Source organism: Microvirga aerilata (genome assembly GCF_016743775.1).
GTDB classification, from domain to species: domain Bacteria; phylum Pseudomonadota; class Alphaproteobacteria; order Rhizobiales; family Beijerinckiaceae; genus Microvirga; species Microvirga aerilata.
Genome location: NZ_JAEQMY010000110.1, coordinates 1 through 11,869 on the forward strand (window position 1 = coordinate 1; position 11,869 = coordinate 11,869).

Consider the following 11,869-nt stretch of genomic DNA (forward strand, 5'->3'; position numbering starts at 1 on the left):
GGCGATCGGCCGATACATCGACGGCTTCTACAACCCCGTCCGGCGTCATTCGACGCTCGACTACCTCAGTCCGGTTCAGTTCGAGAAGTTGGCCGCATAGCTACCAAACCGCTCTCCACAAATGCGGAGCAAGACCATAAGGATGTTGCTACACAATCCTTTTTGGCCACCCCTCGGTGGTTCTCCAAAGGCCTTCGAAGTTTCCAGCTTCGTGGGCCTTTTGCTTGGTGATAACTTCCTGGTAAGCTTAAGGAGGCCGCTGTGACTGCCGAGATGCGGAGTCATATGGCTGACACCCAAGCCTGCAACTTGGCTCTGATGGAACTGGTTGTTTCCTCGCTTCCGACCCTGGCTCCAACAGGTGCTCGCACCAGGAAAGTCGAGATCACAATGGCTCAGTGCATGGCTTCTATTGCCGGTCAGACAGTGTGGTCGTAGTCAGATAGTCCTCAATCGAAAGCTGTGCCGAACTCTGGAGCTTCGACTTGGGACGGCGGGGCGTTGCCCCCGCTGCAGTGATGGACTTGCGTTGCTTTGCACCGTCACTGTTTGCGTTCTTCATTCGGGCCTTGGCCTGGTCACGTGCTACGGCCTCCTCCGACTTCGGATCCTCCCGCAGCCACTTGCCGTGCTTGAGCACCTCATTAACCCGCCCCTGATTGACCCCAAGCTGAAACGCAATCTCCTGCTGCGTCATGTCCGTGGTCTGGTTGAGTTCGATGATCTGTCGCGCCAGTTCAGGCGTCATCTTCTTGCCAGCAATCCGCCGCCCCACCCGGATCGTGCGGGTGGCCCGGTCGCGCTCCTTTAGCTTCTCTAGGATTGCCAGGGCCATAGTCATGCCCTGCTCCCGCAGGGCGGCCTCAAACTCCTTGAGAGTGGTCAATCAGCTTCTCCTCAAAACCAGATCGGCACTGCGTAGCCGGCACAGGGTGCAGTAAAGACCTCGTCATTCTAGACGAGGCCCGGCTTCAAACCCGCAGCCGTCTCTGCCGTTCGGAGGTGCAAAAGACAGAATAAGGCCCCAAAATCCGCTGATGCAAGCCAGCCTGTTATCTTGGTTGTTGATTTTGTTCAGGCGCCCCAAGCAGATCCGGGTCTCGTCCAAGAGTAGGCTCGCCGGGTTGCTACGGCATCAAGTTGCACGCGATACCTGACCAGCCGATCAGTCGAGCGGCCATGGAGTATCCTCTTGCAGCGTCACCTGATGGGACCTGATCAATATCACCGTCCGAGCATCCAATCTCCCACCTCATCCAAGGCATCAAAGGCCCGGTTCGTCAGGCGGCGAGAACCGGCCAATAGTCTCCCGTCCCGTTCAACCGTATTGCGAGACGGCTGCGGCGATCTCGGTTTCTGATGTTTCAGGAGAGCATCGACACGCTCGTTGGGAGTCAGGGCACGATGAGTTGGGGTTGGCGGAGGATTCTGGGATGGCAATGGGGTGGGCGCATGACACTGCAGATCGTGCAGGATTTGGTGCTTAAGTTCAACGCTCACGGATCTGAAGGCCTGATCGACCACAACCCGTCCGCCAGGCCGCGCGGCGCTTCGACCAGCATCGTCAGCATCTAATTCAGACTGAACGTCAGGCTCAATCATGCCTGACGCCCTCTGGCAGTGGTGGCATCTTAACATTCCCGGTGGATTATTGCCAAGACTCAATAGCGGCCCGGAACAACTCGTTCTATAGAAATTTAACTAGCTGAATATTTCTGTGGGAAGGAGGCTCCGATGGGCGCACAACCAGCTACAGTAATTGAGCCTCGTGACGGCGCCATTGTTTCCAAGGCTACGATCCGTGCAGCCGAGCGGTTGACCGTGCCACAGGCAGTCCTGGCCGATGTCCTCGGCATCTCCGAGGCCACCGTCTCCAGAATCAAATCAGGTGCCTTTACCCTGGACAAGAACCCCAAGGCGTTTGAGCTCGCGCTTCTCTTCATCCGGCTGTACCGCTCGCTCGATGCCATCGTTGGAGGGGACCAGGAAGCCGCCGCCTCTTGGATGCGAGGGCACAATACGGCCCTAAAGGCCCGCCCTATCGATGCCATTCAGTCGATCACCGGACTTATCGATGTCGTTGACTACCTTGACGCCAGACGCGCTCCGATCTGAGTTTCGCTCCTTCAGCGGCCATTGTTGGCGGCTCGTCGAATCTCAGTATATCGTGTCCACCTTCCAGTTGGTGGTCAATCAGGACGAGCACGACAGGCTTGAGGAGTTGCTCGATAGGAAGAAGCCACCGGTCCCGCAGGGGCTCGAGCATCTTCATTACCTCCTCTACACGCCATTTCGTTACAAGCCTGCGGCAGAGGGCACCCGCTTCCGGCGGAAGGGTCAACGCGACGGCGCCTTCTACTCAGCCGAACAGGTCGAGACGTCCGTGGCCGAGGTGTGTTTCTGGCGTGTCATCTTCTTTGCAGAGTCCCCCGAAGCGAAGATCCCGCAGGGTTTTAGTGACTGGACGGCCTTTTCGGTCTCGGTCTCCACCGACGCGATGGTCGATATCACGAACGATCCGGCTCCCGGTCTGAAGAACCTAGCCGATTATAGCGCAACGCAGGCCTTTGCGGACACTGTACGGGAGGCAGGCGGTACGGGGATCCGGGCGATCTCCGCCAGGTGTCCGAACAAGGGAGCGACGGTGACATGGCTCAGCGCCAGCGTCTTCACCCAGTCCTATCCCATTGCGCTGCAATCCTGGAAGATCGGGATCAGGCATGATGGGGTTTTGGCGATCCGTGAGTTTCCCAAGCTCACACTCCGGCTCAAGGCGGAGGATCTTTCGGCTGATCCAAGGCTTGCGAACTGCGACTGGAGTCGTGCCTTCTAGCGAGCTGTGATGAACTCACGGGAACAACAAGACTGAGCCTGTCTTTGCCAAGGCGGCAGTGCTTCGGGTTCTTACTTTGGCAAGGGTGTTGTTCTGTCGAGGTAGGTTGGGTCACGCGCTGAACTCCGCAGCAGGTGCATTCGATGTTCAACGAAAGATCGAAATTTATCAGCTCCTTGCGATTTGGCCGGTTCATAACAGCATGAGTCCGCAATCGGCGGAGTATTGTATCCAGAACGGTCCTTCTTCGATACTCTGCATAAGTTCACCAAGCCCGAGCCTCACTGCCTTCGCTCGTGCTGCTGATTTCCTGATGAGCTTCACTTCGCTCGCATCCTGCTCGCAAAGTTCGTCATCACTCATCAGCACAACTCAGCATGATCAACTGACTTATCTTCTTTGAAAGATTTCTCTCATCCATTTCGGTAGATTGAGACCCTACTTCTAATCCCCCTGACCCTTACAAGGCTGATAGCTCAACGGTCCAGTGTCGAGCGTCCTCATGAGAGACAGGGGGAGAAGATTGTCGAGAAAAAGGGGCTTATCCTTTTTGGTGAGTATCAACCGTGAATTGGCGACGTAACAGCTTTACGCTGTAGCTGGTGGCTGCCCGAAACCCAGCTTATGTTCGCCCTTCTCTGGGCCATAGGTGGCTCCAACGGTTACGCCATCATTGGTGATGGCGAGCGCCTGCACCCAGCCAATTCATCTCGATCGGGTTCAGGTGGATCGGTGTCAATCGTCAGACAGAGCGATCCTCTTTTCAGTGCCTTTTGATGGGGATCGGACCCATGCTGAGCAGCACTGCATCTCTTCGGCTCTTCCGGCCTCGTGTTCTACCCTCCCACAAGAGAGCGATTACGTTGGTGGCCGGGTAAGCCATCAGGTCTCAAGGACACCCTAGAAGTACGATGTTATTATATTTATAATCGAGGCTGATGTCGATTTGTTTTACCTGCCTAATCGGATAATCCCAGCCTGATGGGGGATGCTTCTTCAGATTAGAGGACTCCCGAAGACCAAATTCCATGGAATTGGCCTTAGCGGAAACAGAGCCACTTATGGCAGGTCAAGCATGCAGCCGCTGGCTGTGGCTGGAGGTTGCTGCCTGAGCCGATAGATAGGCGTCCCGGTTCTTCCTGAAGGTGGCTGCCTTCTCCAGATCCTTCAGAACCTTCTTCTGCGCCGGCACTGGCTGCTGAGCATACCGGACGCAGAGACGCGGGAGCGAGAACGGAACAGAGAGTTGCGGCTGGTTCTTCAGGATGGCCGCCCGGATCAGGTCCACCTGCTCGCCGGGCGAGGGTGATCCGCCCTCCCCGCCTGTCAGAAGCATCAGGTTCATCACGGCCGACGGCATGGCGCGAACGAGCTCCTTGCCCGGCGTAGCCGCGGCGATCTCGAGATACTCGGTGCGAGACAGCGTGATACTCAGGGACTGGTCGCGTGTCAGCGGACCATCGGCAAGGTCGTGGAGTGCCTGCCGGAAAATCTGCTCTCGCACCCGAGCCGCTTCATCGTGACGGCCAAAGCCTGCCTTCTGCCGGATCCACTGCTCAGTGGGGCCTTTGGGACCGACTGCCACAATGGAAGACTTGATCAGTCCCTCGGCAAGGCTGGGGCGAAGCGACTCCTCCATTTCAGCATTATCGATGATGAAGAAGCGGATGCTCGTGTTTGCCACGATGCTCTTGATCTCGGGTAGGACGCTCGGGTCAAAAGTGGTGATGGAGAAGGCCGAGGCTTTGCCGCCAAAGGCATAGGGATAAAGATCGGCAAAGCGCTGCCGCAGCCGGCAATAGGCAGCGAGAAGATCGCGCCGCTGCGGTGTGAGCTGGTTAGGGCGGTCCAAGACAACGGAACGTAGGTCGGGCCGGAGGCTATGGGCTCCCGTCGCCCGCTCGATCAGGCGAGTTGCCGCAACACCGAGGAGCGTGGCAAGAAGCGCCGCCTTGTCCTTGAGAAGATCGATGGCGCCCGACATGTGAGTGGCGCTGGATGGGTCGGCAAAGCCGGTCAGCCAGGGCAGAGCCAGAGGCCGGGCCTGCTGCAGGCCTTTGAGGAACTTGCGCTGCTTGTCGGTTGGGCTGGCGCTTTCATAATCGCCGTCATGCCGGATACCAACGAAGGCCACATACTTGCGGGCGACATCCTGCGTCTTGCAGAGGAACGCCTGCTGGGCGCCCGTGCGCTCATCGTGGGTGGCTACCAGCCAGCGCGGAAAATCCGGAGCCGCATCATGGTCGAGCAGGCCGAACTCCTGCAGATCGCAGAACAAGGCCACACGGCTGGAGAACTTCTTGGTCTCTGAGTCGTAGCGGCGCATGCCTGTGGTCATCAGACCGGCAGCGAAGGGCTTCGGCACCGGGAGAGTATCGTCTTCCCCGATCTCCATGGTGGGGTCGAGAGGGTCGTCGTACTGCTCGCTGTCGCCCTCGCCCATCCGTAGGCGGATCTGGCGCTGGCGCTCATCAATCTGCTCGCGAAGAGACGGATCCTTGTCGAACCACGCTTCGAACTGTTCCCGGATTGGGGCAGCCAACCCACGGACCTGGCGGCGGCAGCGCTCCGGATCGTTCCGGCGCATGGCGTCGATGTCGCTGTAGATTCGTAGGATCGAGTTGCCGACATCAACAAAGACCTGGTGGGTCTTTCCGCTGGCCTTGTGGGCTCGCTCGCCACGGCCGCTGATCTGTTTGACCGGTCCGATGGAGCGCTCCTGACAGGCCAAGATGTTGAGGTCAGTCTGGGGAACGTCTGTGCCGACGCCGAGCGCGTTCACGTTGACCAGAATGTCAAAGCCCCCGGCCCGAGCCGCGTCCAGAAGATCGTCGCGCTTGATCTTGCACCCAGCCTCCTCGCCCTCTTTCGGTCCTTCCTCGGCGCCGCGGCGCCAGACACGGATTTCGCCGGCCACAACGAAAGCGACCCGAGGCTTTTCTCCGGCACGAGGGTGCTCCGGGGGAAGGCTCTCTTGAGCAAGGGAACTGGAGAGCTCCTTGGCAAACTCCACGCTGTCACAGTGGATCATGGCAAGAGCCGCTTGAGCCGCCCGCTTGGCCCAAATCCGCGCAACAGCCGCCACGATGAGGGCTGCGATGGCCTTGTCGCCTTCGCTCGCTCCTTCCTTGAAGAAGCGGGAAAACGCTTGTTGGGCGGCTTGGTCAACCGACTTGTTCTCGGCGAGCAGCGCCAGGAACGCGCTCTCGATAAGGCGCACAGCGTCGGTGCCCAAGTGAGCTTCAAACTCCCCAGTGGCGATGTCGAACCTGGTGGGAACCGTGCGACCTGTCGCCAGAACCTCATCATAGCTGGCGACATCAATCAGGTCGTGCTCAATGCTCGCACCGAAAGCGTCGAGCGGATCCTTGCCGTCGGTCCTGAATGGGGTGGCGGTCAGAACGATGCCTGAGCCGCCGGCATGCGCGACACGGGAAAGGACCTTTGCGAGTTCATCAGCCGCAGCCTTGTGGCCCTCGTCGATGAGGACCACCCCTCCCCTTCTGCCGAACCGGTCGAGGGAGCACAGGAAGTCCTCATCATCGAGCTTGTTGACGAGGGACATGTTCGTTGCAGGAATGACATCCGCATCGAGCGAGTTGCGCAGCATCGGCCCGTCACCGATGGTCTCGTTCTTGGCAACATAGAATGCCGTCTGCGCGCCCTTTATCGCAGGGACGGTCTCGAACTGGGCGTAGTTCTGGCGCAGCAGGGAAACGTCAGGGTGCAGGATCAGGATCGGTTTACCCAGAGAGACAGCGTCCTCCGCGGCACCGGCTGCGAGCAGGCTCTTGCCGCTTCCGGTCGGAGCCAGCACCGCACCAGAACGTCCACGCTGGATGGCCTCCCGCACCGACGCGGCAATCCTGGCCTGATAGGGCTCTGCCTGCTTGTCGCCGATCCTTCGGGCGAGTGCCGGATTCGAGGGTTGAGATAAGGCATCAGAAGGATTTGTGGAGGGCCGCATACGTCAAGGTCTTGAGGAACAATCGGAAAATCAGAAGGGCGGGACGGGCAAGCCGCAGTGCATGATTCGCAAATCAGGAACGCCGCCTGTGATGTGCTCCGTTTATACCCTGAAGGGTTGCGCGAGGCAGCGCTTATTGTCAGGTTCACAGCGACACAGCTGCCCGATTGAGATGAACCTCAGGGATGCCGAGACGGAAGGTTCCACCCGTGTGCAATCTCTATAGCTCCTATGCAACTCAGGCCGCGATGCGGCAGGCGTTCAACGTGACTCGTGACAGCGCCGGCAACGTCCCTCCCTTATCGGCCATTTTTCCCGACCAGATGGCGCCGGTCATCCGAAACCATGAGGGCGAGCGGGAGCTGATCCAGATGCGTTGGGGCTTCCCCCCTCCCCCAAAAGTAGGCAATTATCCTGTGACCAACGTGCGCAATGTCGCCTCGCCCTTCTGGCGGGCTTGGCTCAAGCCGCAGTACCGCGTTCTGGTTCCTCTGACCAGTTTCAGCGAATACAAAGATACGAAGCCGAGAAAGACACCTGTTTGGTTCGCCTTGAATGAAGAGCGCCCCCTTGCCGCGTTTGCTGGTATCTGGCGGCCTTGGACCGGCGTGCGTGGAACAAAGGCTGATCCTGTTGAGGGTGAACACCTGCTCTATTCGTTCCTGACCTCAGAACCGAATGGTGTGGTAGGACCAATCCACCCCAAAGCGATGCCGGTGATCCTGACCACGCCCGAGGAATACGACGTTTGGCTCAACGCACCGACAGAAGAGGCCCTGAAACTTCAGAGACCCCTTCCCGATGACATGCTGACAATTGTTGCGGAAGGCGAAAGGTCAGACAAAGCTCCTCAATGCTGAATACGATAGGAGGCTGATCAGACTTGTAGTAGGCTTTGATACGCACCACGCATGGTGCCACGTATCAGATCATTGTGATGCTGACCGGTATGGCAACAGTCTGAGGGGAGTCGAATGGCTCTGACTGGACGGTTCAACTTCCGCAAAACGCTTACCGGCCGCCTGAGGCTCCAGGTGGAATATGAGGGCGCGAGCCTCTGGGGCTTCCTCACAGGCAGGAGAACCGCCTGCCGCCGTTGGCGGGATGCGACCGTCTTGGACCTCGCCGCTCCAGAGCTGCGAACCTTGATTGACCAGCGCTTCCGTCCTCAGTGGGCCTTGGAAGGCCAACGGTCTGTTCCAGACTGGTTCAGGGATGCACGACAGGACCAAGGATCTGCACCCCGGGCTCTGACCTATCGCTCGACTGGGGATAGTCGGTAGCCTCTGTCCCACTCTACACCGGAGACCATAAGGCTCTTGCCCCGTTGCAATGAAAGTAACCTTACGCCGTTCCGCCAAACTCAAGTGGGCCTAAACCAGGGTCACTCAATCTACGAGTGCAGACCCTTCGTTTGTGATGGACTTCGCTCCTCATAGTAGAACCTACCTGGCTAATATGAGGGTGGCCGCCAAGTTGAAATATCCGTAAGACTGCAAAGCAGCAATGTCATTCCGACGCCATGATCAACACTCTGTTAACTATGCTCACGCGACAATGTACTACCTGATCGATCTGGGAAAACGAGCAGGTCTTTCTACGACGGCAAGCGCGGCGAGCACATGCGCCTCGTTTGTTTTCGTTGAATATTCCAATGCAGTTATGGGCTCATAACCGCAATCATGATCGATCTGCCCAGATTGGGAGAGCTGGCATGAATATCTTGGTTTTTGCTTCCCGCAAGGGCGGTTCTGGAAAGAGCACCCTTGCGGCGCATCTGGGGAGCTACATGGCCGAGCAATCGCGGCCGACGCTCCTGATTGACGGAGACCCTCAGGGATCATTGGCCCTTTGGCACCAGGTCCGCGACGCGCGGGATCTCCCGCTCTATGTTGGCACCAAGAATCTCGCAGCCACCTTGGCGAAGGCGAGGCGCGATGGGGTTGAATGGGTCCTGATTGACACGCCGCCCAACGCCGAAGCCGCAGTAGCCGAGGCGATCCGGCATGCAAATCTTGTCGTGATACCAATGCGTCCGGGGCTGTTTGATGTCGACGCCGTTCAGGCAACGATCCAGGTCTGCCGTGAACTGAAAAAGCCTTACGCGGTGGTGATCAACGCCGCACCGGCCAAGAATGGCTCGGATGACCCGATGGTTAAGGACGCACGAGGGGCGATGCAGGCGCTCGATGTTCCAACATGGGCGGGTCAGATAACACATAGCCCCGATTTATCGCTCTCCCTAGCCCATGGAACCGGCGTTAACGAGTTCAGCTCCAAGTCGTCCGGATCAGAGGAGATTGGCAAGCTTTGGCGAGCTCTAGCAAGGAGCTTTGAGGCAATCGAGGGTATGACGGGCAAGCACGCTCAGTCCGCCTGAGTGTACCCGGACGATGCTTGGCTCCAGTCTGTTTTCGCTACCTATGTGACCCTGGGTAGCATTGAGATGACCCGCTTAATGCACGTGTAACAGGCCAAATGTGTCTGCAATCGGCGAATATCTTTGGCCGAGCAGTCTATCTACTCACAGCATGAGAGCGACACGACGGACCTATTGCTTCTCGTCCTTGATCTGGATCCGCGACAAAACCCCAATATGGTAACGAGGTGACATACCGCTGCATGAGCAGACCTTGCTCAGTGCTGACATTGTAACTTTGTGCCTGACGCGAATCGTTCCAGGCATTTTGACAAGAAGTTCGAGACCCATGGTGAGGTCAGGTGGATCCCCACGCTGCTATTCGGCATCAGACACAAGGTCTCAGCCATGGATGACCTGCTGCACACAGGTACAGCAAAACCGTCTAATTTAGATCCTTCCACGACCTGATACCTGTCAGGTGGTGGGGCTGCGGCCTGTGCGTAGCTGGCTATCTGTTCGGCCCTCCCGAGAACTTGGCGGCCTTGCCAGGGTCTGTGCCTGCTCCATAGAGTCTACGAAAGCAGGAGATAAACCGACATGGCGTTCTACGGTGATATTCTTAACCTTTCCCGCCAAGCGCAGCGCGGGCCAGTGTCTTCCTGGTTCGAGCGCAGGCTCCGCGACCAATCGGTAACGGGTTGTTCCTGCCGGAGACGGAGCTGCAACGGGTTGGTGACGCGCTCGTTGATGAGTTGATTGGTTATCGCCAGCAGGCGGGTATCTCGACCGCAGTGTTGGGCATGTCAGGCGGCGTGGACAGTGCGCTCACCGCAGCCCTCCTGAAACGGGCTGGTTGGAGGGTGCTCGGCTTTACCCTGCCTATTGAGCAGAACCCGGAGGAGACAGAGCGCGGGGTGGAGGCTTGTCATACGCTTGGTCTTGAGCACATGCATCTCGATCTCTCAGGGCTGTACCGGCACATCGTCAGCGAATTGGGAGAGCTCGATATCCGCATCGCTTCCAAAGACGAAGAGCGGCTGCGCACAAGGCGTGGTAACGTCCGAGCCCGTCTGCGCATGATCACTCTTTACGATCAGGCCCATCGCTTCAGCGGCCTGGTAGCGAGTACCGACAACTTCTCCGAACTTGGTGCTGGGTTCTGGACGCTGCATGGCGACGTGGGCGATCTCGCTCCTGTCCAATCGCTTATCAAGTCCTGGGAGGTGCCCTGGCTGGCCCGCGCCTTTGGGGTTCCAGAGCGTACGTGGCGGGCCAACCCCACAGATGGGCTTGGGATCGGTGGTGGGGACGAGGCACAGATCGGGGTAAGCTATCTGGAATGGGATGTGATGGTCTTTGCGCTCCTGGAGGGGCTTGCCTGCAATCCGGGCCTCTCAGCTCAGGAACTGGCAGAGGCGCTCAAGATCGGCGGAGACATGCATGCTCGAACTGCCCTCGGCACGGTCCTGCGTCGGCTGCGCAGCACATGGCACAAGCGCAGCAACCCGATCCGCCTCGATCATCCCGTAGCTGAGCGCTACGAGGCGCTCGACGCGTTAGACGCCCGCCTTTTCAGACCGGCGGTGCTGCGGGCGGACGAGGCCCTCTCGCGGTTCTCGGGCGAACTGCAGGACCTTGCCAATCAGCTTGCCGATGCCTTGAAGGCGTCGGAGCGACGCCTCGTGACGGCAGAGTCCTGCACCGCTGGGCTTCTCGCCGCCTGCGTGGCCGGAGCACCCGGCAGCTCCGGCGTCCTGGAGGGCAGCTTCGTCACCTACTGCAGCTCGCTCAAGAGTGATGCCCTTGGTGTCCCGGCTGAGCTCATTGAGGAGAAGACGCCCTACCATCCTGAAGTGGCGCGCCAAATGGCAACTGGCGCCTTGGATCGGGCACCGTGCGCCTCCCTTGCGCTAGCAGTTACGGGAGTCGGCGGACCAGGTCCGCATGAGGGTAAGCCGCCGGGGCTCGTGTACATCGGCGCAGCCCTCCGAGGGCACGACCCACACGTGGAGGAGCACCACTTCTTCGGGCTTCCGAAGGAGGTGCTTGCTGCTACCATCAGAGCTGCACTGCATCTCGGGCTGAGAACGATCCGAGAAGCCAATGCGCTCCGTCCGTGATCTACGGATAACAGGAGATGCTGATGGGCGGAATTCGCCAATGAGCGATCAAGCCCTGAAGCATCACTGTCTCAGATTATAGGACCCGAACCGCCGGCCGTCGATGCTGTGGACCGAGGCAGCATTTTGTTCAGGAGCTTTCTTTGAACAACTTCTATGGAACCTGAATTCTTGCGGCAGAGGCTAATCCTGGTTCGCAAGACAGCACTCGGAGACTGGGAGCTAGCGAACGCGCCTACCAGTCCCTGCCGACAATCAGTGTAGCCGCAGGATCGGCTGGCGGTTTCCCTGTGGTCGGAGGAGCTCGTCGATCCACGCCAAAGGAATTGTACTTCGACCGCCGCGCTCGATCGACCTCAGACCAGCTCCGCGAAGTTGATGGACTTGGTCCGATCCAGTGATGCATGAACTGGCGGCATGGGGTACTTCAGGCCGGTCGCGCAATTGAATAGGACGGCACGCTCGTCCTTCGCAACCCGGCCATCGGCCATGGCCTGCCTGTAGGCCGCGTGGTCTTGCTCCGCATTTGTGGAGAGCGGTTTGGCAGCTATCCGGCCAGCCTTTCGAACTGAACCGGACTGACATAA

At 58.7% G+C, this 11,869-nt stretch carries 9 protein-coding genes and 2 pseudogenes; 7 read left to right on the forward strand and 4 right to left on the reverse strand.

Annotated elements, in window-relative coordinates:
• A pseudogene (locus JKG68_RS34960) lies at positions 1-100 on the forward strand (IS3 family transposase); the annotation flags it as partial.
• Between the two features lie 309 nt (positions 101-409).
• Here JKG68_RS34960 and JKG68_RS28035 read toward each other — a convergent pair.
• Positions 410-886, reverse strand: a complete 477-nt coding sequence (locus tag JKG68_RS28035) for a sigma factor-like helix-turn-helix DNA-binding protein (RefSeq protein WP_202065272.1) — start codon at positions 884-886, stop codon at positions 410-412.
• Positions 887-1,452: 566 nt separating this feature from the next.
• On the opposite strand from JKG68_RS28035, the gene JKG68_RS34355 reads away from it, so the two are divergent.
• The 3 genes from JKG68_RS34355 to JKG68_RS28045 all read left to right on the forward strand — a co-directional run bounded on the left by JKG68_RS34355 (position 1,453) and on the right by JKG68_RS28045 (position 2,833).
• On the forward strand, positions 1,453-1,575 hold the full coding sequence (locus tag JKG68_RS34355) for a hypothetical protein (protein ID WP_281399241.1): 123 nt from the start codon (positions 1,453-1,455) through the stop codon (positions 1,573-1,575).
• Between the two features lie 159 nt (positions 1,576-1,734).
• The gene (locus tag JKG68_RS28040; RefSeq protein ID WP_202065274.1) at positions 1,735-2,115 is read left to right on the forward strand and encodes an MbcA/ParS/Xre antitoxin family protein; all 381 of its coding nucleotides are present in this window, start codon (positions 1,735-1,737) and stop codon (positions 2,113-2,115) included.
• Positions 2,116-2,167: 52 nt separating this feature from the next.
• Positions 2,168-2,833, forward strand: a complete 666-nt coding sequence (locus JKG68_RS28045) for an RES family NAD+ phosphorylase (protein WP_202065275.1) — start codon at positions 2,168-2,170, stop codon at positions 2,831-2,833.
• Between the two features lie 192 nt (positions 2,834-3,025).
• On the opposite strand, the gene JKG68_RS28050 is transcribed toward JKG68_RS28045, so the two are convergent.
• Both JKG68_RS28050 and JKG68_RS28055 read right to left on the reverse strand, forming a co-directional pair.
• Positions 3,026-3,196: a hypothetical protein gene (locus JKG68_RS28050; RefSeq protein ID WP_202065277.1), complete on the reverse strand. Its 171-nt coding sequence runs from the start codon at positions 3,194-3,196 to the stop codon at positions 3,026-3,028.
• 706 nt (positions 3,197-3,902) lie between these two features.
• Complete coding sequence (locus tag JKG68_RS28055; protein ID WP_202065278.1) at positions 3,903-6,800, reverse strand: DEAD/DEAH box helicase; 2,898 nt, start codon at positions 6,798-6,800, stop codon at positions 3,903-3,905.
• Between the two features lie 209 nt (positions 6,801-7,009).
• Between JKG68_RS28055 and JKG68_RS28060 the strand changes: the two genes are divergently transcribed.
• The 3 genes from JKG68_RS28060 (at position 7,010) to nadE (ending at position 11,282) form a co-directional block, all read left to right on the forward strand.
• A complete protein-coding gene (locus tag JKG68_RS28060) occupies positions 7,010-7,660 on the forward strand; it encodes an SOS response-associated peptidase (RefSeq protein ID WP_202065279.1) in 651 nt (216 codons plus the stop codon).
• A gap of 854 nt (positions 7,661-8,514) precedes the next feature.
• Positions 8,515-9,180 (forward strand): AAA family ATPase, encoded by a 666-nt coding sequence (locus JKG68_RS28065; RefSeq protein WP_202065281.1) that lies wholly within the window; start codon positions 8,515-8,517, stop codon positions 9,178-9,180.
• Between the two features lie 680 nt (positions 9,181-9,860).
• Positions 9,861-11,282, forward strand: coding sequence for an NAD(+) synthase (gene nadE / locus JKG68_RS28070; RefSeq protein WP_210346478.1), 1,422 nt, complete (start codon positions 9,861-9,863; stop codon positions 11,280-11,282).
• A 356-nt stretch (positions 11,283-11,638) separates the two neighbouring features.
• On the opposite strand, the pseudogene JKG68_RS33035 reads toward nadE, so the two are convergent.
• Positions 11,639-11,869, reverse strand: a pseudogene (locus JKG68_RS33035) (threonine synthase); the annotation flags it as partial.